The following is a 15,302-nucleotide window of genomic DNA, read 5'->3' as shown; positions in this document are numbered from 1 at the left end:
ACTGGCGTGGGCCGAATCATCGCCGCGCTTCGCTGAGCGCTAGTCAGCCATCCCGCAGAACCGCCGATGGTACTGAAGGTGATCCGGCCCGATCGCATGCTTCGGGTGCAGCCGCAGCTTGCCAATCTTCTCGCCATCAGATGTCCGTCGGACGACGAGGTCGCTGTCGATGAAGATGGCGAAGGCGTCGAACTGGACGTGGTGGTTCGGGCAGAGACAGAGAACGTTGTCGTCCTGGTCCGGGCCCTCGTGAGGTCTACCCAGCCCTCGGATGTGGGCGGCCTCGCTGTAGAAGCCGTACCGGGTCGTCAGCCGAGTCTTACAGACCTGGCAACGGTGCCCGTGGAGTCGCTTGACCCGCTCCGCAACCGCCGTGCTTCGGACAATGCGCTCAGTGAGCACCGCCCTCCGCTTGGCAGGTCCCTGTTCACCCGCACCGGATCCTGCACCGTTCCCGGTGTCCAGTACCCCGGACGCCGAGTCGTAGCCGGCGAGACCCACCTCCGCGAGAAGCGCCGCCCGGTCGACGTCAGCAGCCAGCGCAGTCGACAGCATGACCACCGCACGGCCCTGGACCTCCGGCTCACTGAGCAGTGCCGTCACCGCGGGTGTGAAGCCCGCTGAGGAGACATGCCCAGCGCTGACGTTGGACCCGCTCCCTTCGTGGAAGCCGGAAGGATCGATTTCCCAGCGATCGTCGCTGCCGACGATGTCCCACAGCCCGCTGTCCCGCAACCTCCAGAAGGGCTCCGCAGAGCCTGGTTGGTCTCCGGATGCCGCGCCATACCGCTCAAGGACGGGCTCCAGGCCGGACTTGAGTTCCTGCGCTGAGGCAGGGCGATGCTCGCCCGAAGCGATCCGCCCAATGGCCCAGAGCGCGGTCAGGGGCAGGCCGTGGACGGACGGGTCTCGATCGTGCCCTCGGCAGGCATCGACGAGCCGATCCAATGCCTTGAACAACCGCTTACGAGTCATCTTCCGAGGAGGGCTGCCGACGGGCGTGCGCGGCGTAATGCCCGCGTCGGCCAGCAGCGGCGTGATCATGGCGAATTCAGGGGCACCTACCAGGGTGAGGCTCCGCAGCGGGACGCCCAGCCCGAGCTGACGCAGGACCGGCCCCGCCGGAACGGGCCGTACGAGGGGCTCGATGTCCCCGAGCGCCATGATGTGTTCCCAGGTCTGCCCGTCGTCGTCCGTCCCCCAGATCTGCCTCGCCGCAGCCGGGTTGTGCAGCAGGTGCAGGATTCGGGCCCGCGAATAGAACGCCGTGTCGGCGTAGAAGAGCACGTCGTCACCGACCCGCCGGTCACGCAGCGCACGCGCCTTGTAGTTGTTGAGCTGGTTGGTCGGCGTGGATCCCCAGAAGCGAGCCACGCCATCAGGGTAGAGCGCGGCGAGGACCGCCAGGTCGGAACCAAGTTCTGCCGCGATGTCCGCCAGCCGGATCCCCCGCTCGACGGAATGCGCGTAGTTCTGCGGGCCCCGGTTTTTGGCACCGCCCCGCAGCTGTAACACCAACTGGGGCAGCCCGCCATCCCTCTGCACGGACACGTTATCCCCGTTCCGGTCTCCCAACGTCATTCCTCCCGGCCCATGCTCTCGACCACCGATCGGGGCACGACGAAGCCCTCTGCCTTGCCGGGCCGCAGGTAGTGGGCACGCAGCGCAGGCTCCAGCCCTTCGGGAAGACTTCCTGTGGCAACAAGATCGCGCATGGCCCCCATAACCGGGCGGGTGAACCCGACCAGAAGGCGCCCATCGTGATACTCGCCAAGTTCGTAGACACGCTGCCTTGGCACGAAGCCCTTCGCGTCCCGGGCTGCCTCACGCAGCACCGTGGCGCGCAGCGGGTAGCCGGACTCCTCAAGCCGAGACAGCAGCGTCTCGAACAGCTCCCGCGACCAGGGCACGGGTCCGTCGGGCTCAGGCTCCTCAGCCAAGCGCTCCGTGGTGTCCAGCGTGCTCTCGCTGACCTCTACCTCAAACGCCTCGGATGCCGCCTCTAGAAAGTCCTCGGGGACGGCCATGTAGAAACGGACGCCAGCTCGGTCGGCCATCTCGTTGATCAGCTCGACACGCGGCCCTATCGGTTCCCGCGCCGCGTCGAGCCGCCACCAGTCCTCCTTGCGGTCACGCGTGACAAACAGGAGATCCTTGCCCTCGGCCGACGCGCGCTGGATTAGTTGTTCCCAGACCAGGTAGTCGCCCGTGCCCTCCTCCTGCTGCCCAGGCTTGTCCGCGTCCATGTAGCCCGGAGGAATCCTTCGGGCGTAGCGCTGTCGGCCGGCCGCCACGAGTTCGGTCAGTCGCTCCGCCGTGAAGGGGCGTCCAACGCGTCCCTGGAACAGGGCAGCGAGCCTTCCGAGGACCGGGTCGTCTGCGATGTCCCTGAGCGCCGCCCGAAGGTTGAGCCCACTCCCACCCTGCTCGACCCGGGCGATCACCTGCCTGAACGCAGCGTCCAACAGGTCATGGAGTTCTTTGGCCTCGCTCTCTGACATCGTCCGGGTGCCCCAGGAAGCAAGCTCCCCGGATGCCTTCTTTCTGGCCTCCCGTAGGCCGCTCACCGAGTTGGTAGCGATCACCTCACGGATGACCTGATCCCGATTACGCCAGAACTCCTTCTGTACCTGCGCGGGCATGAACAGGGCTGCGGGTACCGCTTCCAAAGCCGCGAAGACCTGTTCCCTGGCACTCTTCGAGTAGCGGTAGAGATCCAGGAGCAGGTTGGTGTCGAGCGCGACGATGCCCGACCGCAGCACTCGGTCCAGGTCTGCACGCTCCACGCTGCGATATCCCTCGAAGCCGTCGAAGATGCCGCCCAGGTCCTTGTGGCTCGGCACGTTGTCCTCTCCCCTACTCATGGCTGCTCGCCTGGTCTCTCAGACCGCGCAGCGCGACCAGGGTTGGACGGTCCGCCCACGTTGGCCCAGACGTGGTACGGCTCGGCGTCCGGCAGGTAGGAGGCGAACTCGCGCAGGCCGTCCTGCTCGTGCGGGTACGCACTCGGATTGATCTGCTCCCAGCGCGGTGATCCCTCACGCATGCCACGTTGCGCGTTCCTGCCCGATCATCAGTGTCACTCCCGGATAACCAGACCGTCCTACAGCCCGGTGGACGGTACCGTCCACTGTGATTCCTGCCCATAGCCGGAAGGTCAGGACAAGTGAACCGGACGACGAAGGCGGTATTGATCACTCCGATTCGGCGCCTCACCAGGGAATTCGGGCGCCCTACGCCGCCCTGTCAGTTCTTCCGTCGGAAATCCGACAGTTCCTGCTGGGCTCCCACGCGTTCGTCGCCAACCCGCCGCACGCCCGGCGCCACCACCGGGCCACGACGACGGGGTGGAGGAATCAGCCGCGACAGGAATTCCTGTGTCTCCGGATCGACCGAGTAGAGAAGAGTGCCGAACAATCCCCGGGTGAGCAGCACCTTGTACGCGTTACGGATCAACCGGTCGGGGTTCTTCGCCTTGATTCTTCCGTCGCGGGACACCAGCTTGGAATCACGCAGCTCACCGGCGCGGGTGACGAACCGGCCGCCCCGTACTACCAGGTCGGGGCCCAGAATCACTCCTGACCAGTGGTACTCGAATCCCTGAGCGGTGTAGATGCAGCCGATCTGGCGAAAGCCGCCGGGATCCGTCGCCCAGTAGGAACTCGACGGGATACCGGGCGGCGGGTGTTCCTCGAAGGCGTTCCACGGGCGCGCCCACGCGCCGATGCGGACGTCCGGCGCCAGCCGCCCGTTCCGCGCCTGCAACGTCCACGGCCAGCAGAAGCCCGCCGAGATCCTGGCCGTCTCGCCCTGGTCGTTGCGGTGCCGAAGGATCGATTCCATCTCCTCAGGCGAGTTGGCCAGTCCCAGCCGGAAGTTCTCGTCCCCAATCCACCGGTGCGGGTCCGCGTTCTCCAGCCCCAGCAGACAGCGCACCCACCGTTCGTAGCGCGGGCTCCCGCCACACCGGAACTGCGCGCCCAGGGTGACGTCGTCCACCTCCAGGTCCAGGCGCTCGGCCGCCTCCCTGATCGCGGCGACGCTGCCCACCTCGTCCGGTCGCACGATCTGATGGTCGTCCAAAAGGAAGACCGGCACCTTCGCCGCGTCGATCAACTCCTGCACCTGCGGTCGGGGGGCGCGCCAGTTGCCACGTGTCGTGCGCTCCCGGATCCGGTGCGACTCGTCGCAGATCAGCACGTCGAGGCCGTTCTTCCGGCCGGTGGTGAAGTTCATGAAGTACTTGAACAACCGATCCGACCGTTGCGACGGGTGCAGCGGCTGCTCGCGGGCGTAGAGCTGCAGGGTCCGGGTGAATGCCTTCGAGCCGGTGGCATGGTTGACCTGTCGCCCCTTCCGAAGCAGGTCGGCGAAGAGGTCGAGCGCGATGGCGCTCTTGCCGGTGCCCGGTCCGCCGGAGACGATCACTACTCGCTTGCGTCGACCCGCGTCGGCCCACCGCACCGCCCGCATGACCAGCTCGTACGCCTCACGCTGCTTGTCGAGCAGGACGAAATGCCCCCGGTTGCCCACCTCGTCCGCTGCAGTCGCCAGCAGACGTGCGCTCTGCCGCACCGGGCTGGTCAACAACCGCTGCGCGGCACGCCCGTCCCGGACCCTGGAGAACCTCGCGGCCAGGTAACCGGGGAGACGTTCCGCGCGGTCCGGCGTGTAGAGCATGTTGCGGTAGGTCCGGGGCAACGGCCGATCGGGGATGCTGTCTGCAGTGGCGTTGTGCAAGTACGCCATGCCGTGCACCGCCTCCGGCCATTCCCGCAGCCGCTCGAGGTGGTCCACCAGATAGGAGCAGTACGCCTCGACCTGCACCGACGGGTGCAGCAGCGGCTTCGACGTCCACCGTGCTCGCAGCAGGCAGCCAACCTCGTCGTACCGCTCCGCCTCACTCCACTGCTTCAACTCCAGGACGAGGTACGCCGGTCGCAGGGTCGTCGGTTCCGCACCCGCCAGGATGACGTCGATCCGTTGGCTGCTGCGGGGAAGCTGATATTCCACCAGCGCGTCAAGATCACTGAAACCCAGCTCGCAGAGGTGTCGGGCGAGTACAGGCAGACTGCTGCGCCACGACTCCCGCTCGGGCTCCTCCACCGAGTACCCGGCATCGACCAGGTGCGCGGACACTTCGTCGACCAATCGCCCTGCTTTGGTCAACTCCAGGATCTGGGCAGGTGTGGTCTGGTACGCCGACACTGACGGGCTCCCAAGGCACAAGAATCTCGTGCGGTGGGGGCATGTCCCTCGCAGGAAGCCCGTCGTTCCGCTGACCAGCGGTCACTGTACCCAGCGCAACGCCGCAGCGACTACCGGTCCACATCCGGCTCGTACCGGGTCTCCGGGGCCCACTCGACCCGCACCAACTGGCGCAGGTACTCGCGGGTCTCCGGGTCCGTCGCGTACAGCACACTGCCCCGCATCCCGCGGGTCAGCAGCACTTTGTAGGTGTTGCGGATGAGCCGGTCCGCCTCCTCGTCGCTGACCGATTTTCGGCTGCGGAACGCGGGATCCCTGGACTCCTCGCGGCGGGTCACCAGCCGCCCGCTCCTGGCCACGAGGTCTGGGCCGATGATCACCCCGGACCAGTCGTACTCGAAGCCCTGGGCGGTGTAGACACAGCCGACCTGCCCAAACCCGTTCGGGTCGGTGGCCCAGTAGGCGCTGCCCGGGGCGTCGCCGACGCTACGTTCACTCTTGACGTTCCACGGCCTGGCCCAGCCCCCGACCGTCACGTCCGGCACGAGCGTGCCGTCCGGCCTCGGATCGCTCCACGACCAGCAGTACCCGGCCGACATCCTGGCCGTGCCGCTGCTCAGCTGCCGCGTGGCCAGATAGTCCTCCATCTCCTGGGGCGACTCGGCGATTCGCACATCGAATCGGCCGTCGCCCGCCCAGACGGTGGGCTCGCCTTCGTCGAGGCCGAGCAGGTCCAGGACCCACTGCTCATACGCCTCACTGCCGCCGCAGCGGAACTGGTCGTGCAGCGAGACGACGTCGACCTCCAGGCCCAACTTCTCGGCGAACGCCGAGATGACTTCGACGTTGCCCAGCTCACCGGGCTTGACGACCTGATGCTCGTCGAGGAGGAAGACCGGCACCCGGGCCACGGTGACGAGTTCCTCCAACTGTGGGCGGGCGACGTCGCGACGCGCCTTCGGCGTGTAGCGATTCACCGAGGTCTCGCGTACCCGGTGCGCCTCGTCGCAGATCAGCACCTCGATGTCGTTGGCGTCTGCCTCCATGAAGCTGTTGAAGTACTTGAACAGGCTCTGCAGCCGGCTCGACCCCCGGCCGGCGTAGCGGCGCAGGGTCTGGGTGAAGGACCGGGAGCCGGTGGCATGAAGCACAGACCGGTTCTGTCTCGCCAGCTCGCCGAGAACCGACAGCGCGATGACGCTCTTGCCACTGCCCGGCCCACCCGCTACCACCACCGCCCGCTTGTGGTTCGCCGTCCGGGCCCGCTCGACCGCGTGCATGACCAACTCGTACGCGACGTGCTGCTCGTCCAACAGGGTGAAGTGCGAGCGTTCCTTCAGTTCGGCAGCCGCGTACGCCAGCAGGTGCCGGCTGGGACGCACGGTGCTGGTCAGGAACCGATCCGCGGCGCCCGCTCCAGAGTTCGGAGCGAACCGGCTGCGCAGATAGTCGAGCCACTGCCCCCGACGTTGCCCGGTGAAGATCCGGCTCTGCTCGGTGGCCGGCCGGTCGAGCAGGTCGACGACGTCCCGGTCCACCGCGTTGTGTAGATACGCGACGCCACCCAAGCGCTTCTGCTCCCGACCGAGGATCCCCAGGAAGTCGCTGAGATAGCGGCAGTAGTCAGCCACCTGGACACCGGGGTGCAGCCGTGGTCCCCGGACATGCTCGACGGCCACCAGGGTGTCCGAACCCTCGTAGGCCGTGGCATAGCTCCATTGCTTCAGCTCGACCACCAGGTAGGAGTCGTCCCCGGTGCGCGGGTCGACCCCCGCCAGCACCACGTCGACGCGCCGGCTGGTCAGCGGAAGCTGGTACTCGACCAGCACCTCCATCTGGGCCAGGCCGGCGTCGACAAGGTCCTGTGCGAGCACGGGCAGACTTCGCGCCCAGGCCCGCTTCTCAGCAGGAGCCACTCCGTGACCGCTGTTCCGGGCCCGCTCGGCCAGCACGTCGACCAGTGTGCCCTCGCTGGCGAGGCACAACAGTCCAGCAGCAGACGTGCGGTACGCCGACATGGAAGCACCCTCCAGGCAGCACGAAGCGTTCACGCGAATGGGGGCATGTCCGTGCTTCCGGAAGCCCGTCGGATCGCCTTCCACCCGAACCCTATCCAGAAGATCAATCTGGGCCTATCACGGGCGGCGCTTCGCGGCCGAGCCGCGCGTGCGGTCCGCCGGGTACCGCTGAGCCACCTCCGCCAGCTTGTCGTCCGCCGCCCGAACCAGGTCGATCCCAAGCACGTCGGCCATCCGGGTCAGGTAGATCATGACGTCCCCGATCTCGGCGCGCACCCGGCCAGCCAATCCCGGATCGGTCATCAACCGGACCGACTCCTCCGGCGTGAGCCACTGCAACTCCGCCAGCAGTTCACCGACCTCACCGGCCAACGCCATCGCCAGGTTCTTCGGCGTGTGGAACTGCTGCCACTCCCGGTCCTCGGCGAACCTGCGAAGCTGTTCGGCGAGCTCCGCGACGGTTTGCGGGCTACGGTCGTCGCTGTCTCTCATGGTGTCACTGCTCGCTTCGTCGAGTCGGAGCCGGAAGGGAGATCGTGGCACGGCGGGCGTGCCCGGTCAGCCGGCCAGGTCGTTGACAGTGCAGCACCGGACGGCTGGTCAGTGCCGCCGGGTGCAGCGGCGTCGCAGCTCACGGTGAACGTCGCCGACTCCCGGGCAGCAGGGTCACCAGCGCCTCGCCGACTCGGCCGCCGGGTCGAGCCGGTCCGGGAAGATGGTCAGGTCGCGCAGGATCGTCCGGGCGGGTGACCCGGACCCGCTGCCCGCCGTCGACGGGCTCGACCGTCGCGCCGTAGCCGGCCGCCGGCCATCGGCGTCGCGGTCCTCGGCGAAGAGCCAGAGCGCCCGCTGCGCCGCCTCGCCCGCCAGCAGTTCGCGCCGGGCCTCCTCCGGCCGTGTCAGCTCCGCCGACAGCGCCAGCTCGATCTACGCGTACGCAGGGGCGTCCAGGTCCAGCGTGTCTTGGCCCGCGGCTCACCGGCCAGGGTCGACCATGTCACCGCCCACGGTCGCCCGCCATCGGGTCGGGCCGTCGTTCACGGCGATAGCGGCCCTGTCGGTGGCCCATGAGATGGGGCTCGCCGTGCCGGCCGACCTGTCATCGTGGCCTGGGACGACTCGCCGCTCTGCCGGTTGGTGCACCCGACGCTGACCGCACTCGGCCGGACATCCCGGCGTACGGCAAGCACGCCACGCGGCTACGAGCGACTCTGATCCGGTGGCAGAGTCAACCAGGCACGAGATCGGGTCAGCGCGACGCCGACGGGAACTCCTCGAAGTACGCCTCCACCCGCTCCGCGGTGGCCGGGCGGGCCAGCGCGAAGCCCTGCCCGTACCGGCAGCCGGCCCGGCGCGCGCCGTCGACCAGGCTCGGCACCTCCAGCTCCTCCACCACGATGTCCAACCCCAACCGGTCCCCCACGGCCACCACCACGTCGATCAGCGGGCGCTGCGGGTCCGCCGGGTCCACCAGCTGCGGGCCGACCTTGAGCAGGTCGATCGGCAGCCGGCGGAGCTGGGCGAGCGAGGCGTGCTCGGCCCGGAAGTCGTCCAGCGCGGTGCGGATGCCCAGCGAACGGAGCCCGGCCAGCCGGGACACCACGGTCGGCAGCTCGCCGGCCACCCTCGGCTCCGCCACCTCGACCACCAGGCGGTCGGGCGGCACCCCGTACGCGTCCAGCACGGCCGCCGTGCGGGGCACGAAGTCGGGCGCGGCCAACTCCCGGACGGTCACGTTGACCGCCATCCAGAGCTGCCGGCTCCCCGCCGACCACGCGGCGAGCTGCCGGCAGGCCCGGTCCAGCACCCAGCAGCCCAGCTCGCCCACGATGTCGAGGTCCTCGGCCACCGGCAGGAACTCGGCCGGAAGCACCGTGCCGAGGACCGGGCTGCGCCAGCGCAGCAGCGCCTCCGTGCCGACGGGCTGCCGGTCGGCCAGGTCGAGCACCGGCTGGTAGACGAGGTCCAACTCGCCCCGGGCGACCGCCCCGGGCAGCTCCCGCTCCAGGTCCAGCCGGCGGACGAGCTGCTCCTCCAGGTAGGCGTCGTACCACTCGACCCGGTCCCGGCCGAGCTGCACGGCCCGCCGCCGGGCCAGGTCGGCCTGGCGCAGCAGGTCCTCCGGGGCGGTGCCGGCGACCTCGGCCAGCCCGATGCTGGCCCGCAGCCGCAGCACCCCGCCCGGCACCTGGTAGGGCTGGGTGAGCGCGGCGAGCAGCCGGGTGCCCAGCGCGTACGCCAGCACGGGGCCGGTCCCGGTGACCACCGCGAAGCCGGCGGCGGTGAGGTCGGCGAGCAGGTCACCGGGGCCGACGACGGAGCGGGCGCGACGGGCGACCTCGGCCGTCACGGCCTCCCGGGTGGCGTGGCCGGGCCCCTCCGCGGCGGCGCCGGGGGCGTGCAGGTCGACGACGAGCAACGCGCCGCAGGGAGACCGCGCTTCCCGCGGCGCGGCGAGGGCCCGCAGCAGCTCGGCGCGGCCCGCCGGCCCGCCGGCCCGGCCGGTCCCGGGCGAGCGGGGCCAGGCCGCCGGCACCTCGGCGCAGGTCGGCATGGTGTCGACGCGGGCCGGCGCCGCCTCGGCGCAGGTCGCCGCGGCATCGGCGTGCGCCGGCGCCTCCGCACGGGCCGGCGGGGCGGGGGCCGGCGGCGGCGGTTCGCCCGCCCGGAGCAGGTCGCGGAGCACGAGCGGCGGCGCGACCGCGAGCGCGAGCAGCACGGCGGTGAGGTCCGGCGGCCCGTCGGAGCGGAGTTCCCAGCCGGTGGCCGCCACGGCCGCGGCGGCCGGGACCACCGCCCGGGGCCACACGAGGGTGGGCAGGGCCGGCGGGTCGGGCTGCGGCCGGGCCGCCCGCCACGCCCCCGCCGCGGTCAGCAGCACCCCGCCCACCAGCGGGGGTACGGCCAGCAGCGCCGCCCGGACCGGCGACGCCCCGACCGGAAGCGCGGCCAGCGCCACCAACCCGAGCAGGGTGAGCGCCGCGCCGCCCCGGCACCAGGCGGCGCCGGAGCGCCGGTGCGGCCCGGTCAGCGCCGTGAGCACCGCGATCGCGAGCCCGCCGAGGGCCACCGCCGCCGCGAGCCGGGCCGGCGGGTCGAGGCGGTCGCGGGGCAGCAGCAGCCAACCGGCGAGGACCAACCCGAGGCCGGCGGCGGTCGCGTCGAGGGCCCGCCGCAGCCGGACCCGGGCGGCCGGGTGCGGCGTCCGCGCCTGCGAAGGCAGCCCGGCGGCGAAGAGCGGGGCGGCGACGACCAGCCCCGCCACGGCGACGGCGGGCCGGTGGCGGGGGTCGGCGAGCGGGAGGACGGCGGCGGCCAGCCCCGCCGTCACCACGGCGGCGTCGAGCAGCACGGCGACGCGACGGGGCAGCGCCGTGCGGCGGCGGGCCGCCCGGGAACGGCTGGGCGCCGGCGTGGGCGGGCCGGCGGCCAGCCGGGACAGCCGCGCGCCGGCCAGCGCGGAGCCGGCGGCGCCCGCCAGCGCCACGACGGCCGGGGCCGGCATCCGGCCGGTCGCGCCGGCGAGCAGAAGCAGCGCGACGGCGACGAGGACGAGGGTCTCCGGCACGGCCGGACGGCGGGCGATGGCGTGGGACGAGTACGCGAGGGGCACGGCGGTCGCCTTCGTGAGGGGGCACGGGCGGTGCGGCGGTGCGGGGCGCCGGAACGAGGTGGGTCCGCTGCCCATCTATCGCCAACGAGCGCGCAGGCACGCGGTGACGCCGAGGCGACAGTGGCCCTCGTCACTGCCAGCCGTCGGGTGGAGCCCGCGCCGCCCGGCGCGTACCGGGGGCGGCGGGGGTGGGATCATCGGGGGGTGAGCAGCTCCGGCACCGTCCGCTTCCGGCACAACCAGGCGATCCTGGCCGCCGCGATCATCGCCTTCATCGGCGCCCTGCCGCTGGCCGGTGCCCGGTGGTACCTGCTGCCGGTGCTGCTCGTCCCGCTCGCCGTCGGGGTCTGGGCGTGGCGGGCCGGCACCGACGTGGACGCCCGCGAGCTGCGCCTGCGGGCGCTGGTCGGGCAGCGCCGGATCAGCTGGGACCGGGTCGTGGAGCTGGCCCCGGACGCACGGGGCCGGGCGGTGGCCCGACTCGACGACGGCCAGGCGGTGCTGCTGCCGGCCGTCCGCGGCGCCGACCTGCCGCGGCTGGTCGAGGCCACCGGCCAGACCCTGCCCGACGCGGCCGGCTGACCCGCCACGCCGACGCCGGTCAGTAGCCGTCCACGACCTCGTTGACCAGCGGCTCGCCGGCCGCGAACCGCCGGACCTGTTCCCCGACCAGCCGGTACGCCCGCGGCAGCAGGCCGCGCACCGAGCCCGCCACGTGCGGGGTGAGCAGCACGTTCGGCATCGCCCACAGCGGGTGGTCGGCGGGCAGCGGCTCCGGGTCGGTGACGTCCAGCGCGGCCGAGATCCGGCCGGTCCGCAGCTCGGCGACGAGCGCCTCGGTGCGGGCCACCGGCCCGCGTGCGGCGTTCACCAGCAGCGCGCCGTCCCGCATCGCCGCGAGGAACTTCTCGTCGACCAGCCCCCGGGTCTGCTCGGTCAGCGGCACCAGCAACACCACCACGTCGGCCTCGGGCAGCAGGCCCGGCAGCTCCTCGACACCGTGCACCCCCTGCTCCGGGCGGGCGGTCCGGGCCACCAGGGTGAAGCTCACCTCGAACGGCGCGAGCCGGTCCCGCACCGCCGCGCCGATCGAGCCCGCCCCGACGATCAGCACCCGCTTGCCGGCCAACTCGTCGGTGGGGGCCACCTCCCCGTAGGCCCACTCGCGCCGGGCCTGCGCCCGGGCCAGGGCCGGGAAGGCCCGCAGCTGGGACAGGATCGCCGCGACCACCCACTCGGCGGTGGACGGATCGTGCACGCCCCGGGCGTCGCAGAGCGTCACCCCCGCCGGGATCCGGCCGGCCCAGGCGTCCGCCCCGGCGGAGAGGAGCTGCACCACCGCCAGGTCGGGCAGCTCGCCCAGCAGCGCGGTGGCGTCGCCGCCGGCCAGGAACGGCGGCACCCAGAACCGGACGCCGGCCGCCTCCGAGGGGAGCCGGGCGGGGTCCTCGACCACCTCGACGGTGACGTCCCGGGGCAGCTCCCCGAGGAGCGCGCGGCCGGACTCGTGCGGGATCCATACCTTCACGCCCGCCGACGATAGGCCCCCGGCCGGGCCGCCGGCCGGGCGGGGCGGATCGCGGCACCCGGTCCGATCCGTCGGCCCCGGTACGGCGCCCCGGCGGACTACCCTGGGCCGGGTGAGCGCCCGTCCCCCGTACCCTCGCACCCGCCGCCTCCGGGCGGCCCTGGCGGCGTCGTGCGCGGCGCTGCTGCTCGCGACCGCCGGTTGCAGCTTCGGCGAGCCCGAGCCGGACCCGGCCGGCGAGCCGCCGACCTTCCCGACCCCCTCGACGACGGCGAGCGCCGGCGGCGCCGGCAGTGAGGTGGTCACCACCGTGCTGGCCAGGGGCCTGCGGGTGCCGTGGGGCATCGCCTTCCTGCCCGACGGCGCCGCGCTGGTCACCGAGCGGGACAGCGGCCGGATCCTGCGGGTCGGCCCCGAGTCGGGGCCCGACGGGCTGAAGGTCACCCCGGTGCAGACCGTCCCCGACGTGGCCGCGTCCGGCGAGGGCGGGCTGATGGGCATCGCCGTCTCCCCCGACTACCAGCGCGACAAGTCGGTCTTCGTCTACTACACGACGCAGCGCGACAACCGGATCGCCCGGCTGGAGCTCGGCGGCACGCCCACCCCGATCCTCACCGGCATCCCCAAGGCGGGCATCCACAACGGTGGCGGCCTCGCCTTCGGCCCGGACGGCCTGCTCTACGCGAGCACCGGCGACGCCGGCGACCGGCCGCAGGCGCAGGACGTCAAGCGCCTCGGCGGGAAGATCCTGCGGATCACCAAGGACGGCAAGCCCGCGCCCGGCAACCCGTTCCCGAAATCCCCGGTGTGGTCCCTCGGCCACCGCAACGTCCAGGGGCTCGCCTGGGACCCGGGCAAGCGGATGTACGCCGTCGAATTCGGCCAGAACACCTGGGACGAGATCAACCAGGTCACCAAGGGGCGCAACTACGGCTGGCCGCAGGTCGAGGGGCGCGACGACGACAAGCGCTACGTCAACCCGATCACCCAGTGGCCGACGTCGGACGCCTCCTGCTCCGGGCTGACCGCCGCGGACCGGCTGCTGGTCACCGCGTGCCTGCGCGGCGAGCGGCTGTGGCTGGTCGAGCTGACCGACACCGGCACGGTGCTCGGCCAGCCGCGCGAGCTGCTGACCGGGCGGTTCGGGCGGCTGCGGGCCGTGGCCGCCGCGCCCGACGGCTCGATCTGGGTGAGCACCTCCAACCACGACGGGCGGGGCGACCCCGCGCCCGAGGACGACCGGCTGCTGCGTCTGGTCTTCGCCGACGGCGGCGCCGGCCGGAGCTGACCCGACGGGCTCCGCCGGGTTTACCAAGATCCCTCACTGGGCAGGTCAGAATCTCAACATGGACGGGCAGGAGAACGAGCAGCACGAGCACCGGGACGAGGACGCCCCGGTGACCGGTGGTGCCCGCCGGGGCGACCGCGACCGGGCCGGCCGGCGCGCGCTCCGTGCGGCCGGGGTGACGCTGGCGGTCCTGGTCGTCACCCTGGTCGGGGTGGTCGTCGGCGTGCTCGCCGGCGGGCGGGTGAGCACCGACATCGGCCCGTTCCAGGCGGACCTCACGGTGGCCCCGGCCGTCAGCGGCAGCACCACCGTCGACATCCCGCCGCTGGGCGCCTTGCTGCTCGACAGCCACGACGGGCCGACGCACCTGACGGTCGAGCTGGGCGCGCTGGACCAGAGCCGCGTCCAGGCGCTGATCGACGACCCGGCCAGCATCAACCGGGCGAGCCAGACCGCCGTCGACGACGTCCGCGAGGGGGTGATGCGGCTCGGTCTGCGTACGCTCGCGTCGGCCGTGCTGGTGACCCTGCTGCTGGCCCTGCTGGTCTTCCGCGACGCCCGCCGGGCGGCCTGGGCCGGCGGGCTGGCGCTGGTGATCACCGCCGGCGGCCTCGGCACCGCCGCGGCGACCATGCGACCGCAGGCCATCGAGGAGCCGCGCTACGAGGGGCTGCTGGTCAACGCCCCCGCGATCGTCGGCGACGCCCGCCGGATCGCCAACGACTACACCCGCTACGCCGAGCAGCTCCAGCACATCGTCGGCAACGTCAGCCAGCTCTACACCACCGTGTCGTCGCTGCCGGTCTACGAGCCGGCCCCCGGCACGACGCGGGTGCTGCACGTCTCCGACATGCACCTCAACCCGACCGGCTGGCAGCTCATCCGCACCGTCGTGGAGCAGTTCGGCATCGACGTGGTGATCGATACCGGAGACATGACCGACTGGGGCAGCGAGCCGGAGGCCTCGTTCGTCGGCTCGATCGGCCTGCTCAAGAAGCCGTACGTCTTCATCCGCGGCAACCACGACTCGGGCCGGACGGCGGCGGCGGTGGCCCGCCAGCCGAACGCGATCGTCCTCAACAACACCACCACCACGGTCGCCGGGCTGACCATCGCCGGCATCGGCGACCCGCGATTCACGCCCGACAAGAACACCTCGCCGGCGGGCAGCGGCCTCACCAAGCAGGTCGCCGACCAGGTGATCGGCGCCGGCGACCAGCTCGCCGCCACGGTGCGCAGCTCGCCGCAGCCGGTGAACATCGCGCTGGTGCACGACCCGGCCTCGGCCGGCCCGCTGTCGGGCACCTGCCCGCTGGTGCTCGCCGGGCACACCCACAGCCGGCAGGTGTCGAAGCTGCCGGAGGTGCCCGGGCAGATGCCGACCCAGCTGCTGGTGCAGGGCTCCACGGGCGGCGCCGGGCTGCGCGGACTGGAGGGCGAAAAGCCCACCCCGCTGTCGATGAGCGTCCTCTACTTCGACAAGGACAAGCTGCTCCAGGCGTACGACGACATCACCGTGGGCGGCACCGGCCAGGCGCAGGTGAACCTGGAGCGGCACATCGTGGAGGCCCCGAAGGCGGGCGTCCCGGCCCCCGTCACCCCCACCCCGACCCGCTGACCCGCCGGGCCGGGTGCCGGACGACCGCC

At 72.0% G+C, this 15,302-nt stretch carries 11 protein-coding genes and 1 pseudogene; 4 read left to right on the top strand and 8 right to left on the bottom strand.

All coding sequences use genetic code 11. The features are described from left to right. Window positions 1–39: 39 nt before the first annotated feature. From ACGF5C_RS00310 to ACGF5C_RS00285, 6 genes are all read right to left on the bottom strand, one after another. A complete protein-coding gene (locus ACGF5C_RS00310) occupies window positions 40–1,551 on the bottom strand; it encodes an HNH endonuclease (protein WP_393295208.1) in 1,512 nt (503 codons plus the stop codon). A 26-nt stretch (window positions 1,552–1,577) separates the two neighbouring features. After that, complete coding sequence (locus ACGF5C_RS00305; protein ID WP_393295205.1) at window positions 1,578–2,864, bottom strand: PIN-like domain-containing protein; 1,287 nt, start codon at window positions 2,862–2,864, stop codon at window positions 1,578–1,580. Beyond that, window positions 2,861–3,046 carry a hypothetical protein gene (locus ACGF5C_RS00300; RefSeq protein ID WP_393295202.1) on the bottom strand — a complete coding sequence of 62 codons (186 nt, stop codon included), beginning with the start codon at window positions 3,044–3,046 and terminating at the stop codon, window positions 2,861–2,863. The genes ACGF5C_RS00305 and ACGF5C_RS00300 overlap by 4 nt, the downstream gene beginning before the upstream one ends. A 200-nt stretch (window positions 3,047–3,246) precedes the next feature. Continuing rightward, complete coding sequence (locus ACGF5C_RS00295) at window positions 3,247–5,151, bottom strand: DNA/RNA helicase domain-containing protein (protein WP_393295199.1); 1,905 nt, start codon at window positions 5,149–5,151, stop codon at window positions 3,247–3,249. Between the two features lie 167 nt (window positions 5,152–5,318). Further along, window positions 5,319–7,226, bottom strand: coding sequence for a DNA/RNA helicase domain-containing protein (locus ACGF5C_RS00290; protein ID WP_393295196.1), 1,908 nt, complete (start codon window positions 7,224–7,226; stop codon window positions 5,319–5,321). A gap of 117 nt (window positions 7,227–7,343) precedes the next feature. After that, window positions 7,344–7,718: a nucleotide pyrophosphohydrolase gene (locus ACGF5C_RS00285; RefSeq protein WP_393295193.1), complete on the bottom strand. Its 375-nt coding sequence runs from the start codon at window positions 7,716–7,718 to the stop codon at window positions 7,344–7,346. A gap of 550 nt (window positions 7,719–8,268) precedes the next feature. On the opposite strand from ACGF5C_RS00285, the pseudogene ACGF5C_RS00280 reads away from it, so the two are divergent. After that, window positions 8,269–8,519, top strand: a pseudogene (locus ACGF5C_RS00280) (substrate-binding domain-containing protein); the annotation flags it as partial. On the opposite strand, the gene ACGF5C_RS00275 reads toward ACGF5C_RS00280, so the two are convergent. Then, window positions 8,476–10,839, bottom strand: coding sequence for an EAL domain-containing protein (locus tag ACGF5C_RS00275; protein ID WP_393295190.1), 2,364 nt, complete (start codon window positions 10,837–10,839; stop codon window positions 8,476–8,478). The pseudogene ACGF5C_RS00280 and the gene ACGF5C_RS00275 sit on opposite strands and share 44 nt — an antisense overlap. A gap of 204 nt (window positions 10,840–11,043) precedes the next feature. Between ACGF5C_RS00275 and ACGF5C_RS00270 the strand changes: the two genes are divergently transcribed. Beyond that, complete coding sequence (locus ACGF5C_RS00270) at window positions 11,044–11,421, top strand: PH domain-containing protein (protein WP_393266884.1); 378 nt, start codon at window positions 11,044–11,046, stop codon at window positions 11,419–11,421. A 19-nt stretch (window positions 11,422–11,440) separates the two neighbouring features. On the opposite strand, the gene ACGF5C_RS00265 is transcribed toward ACGF5C_RS00270, so the two are convergent. After that, complete coding sequence (locus ACGF5C_RS00265) at window positions 11,441–12,367, bottom strand: 2-hydroxyacid dehydrogenase (protein WP_393295187.1); 927 nt, start codon at window positions 12,365–12,367, stop codon at window positions 11,441–11,443. Between the two features lie 112 nt (window positions 12,368–12,479). Here ACGF5C_RS00265 and ACGF5C_RS00260 point away from each other — a divergent pair, with 112 nt between their 5' ends. Both ACGF5C_RS00260 and ACGF5C_RS00255 read left to right on the top strand, forming a co-directional pair. Beyond that, window positions 12,480–13,655, top strand: a complete 1,176-nt coding sequence (locus tag ACGF5C_RS00260) for a PQQ-dependent sugar dehydrogenase (protein ID WP_393295184.1) — start codon at window positions 12,480–12,482, stop codon at window positions 13,653–13,655. 58 nt (window positions 13,656–13,713) lie between these two features. After that, complete coding sequence (locus tag ACGF5C_RS00255) at window positions 13,714–15,273, top strand: metallophosphoesterase (RefSeq protein WP_393295182.1); 1,560 nt, start codon at window positions 13,714–13,716, stop codon at window positions 15,271–15,273. The last annotated feature ends 29 nt before the right edge of the window (window positions 15,274–15,302 follow it).

The organism is Micromonospora sp. NPDC047620 (genome assembly GCF_043205005.1).
In the GTDB taxonomy this organism is placed as follows: domain Bacteria; phylum Actinomycetota; class Actinomycetes; order Mycobacteriales; family Micromonosporaceae; genus Micromonospora.
The sequence above is the reverse complement of the archived record's forward strand: the minus strand, read 5'-3'. Positions and strand labels throughout refer to the sequence as shown.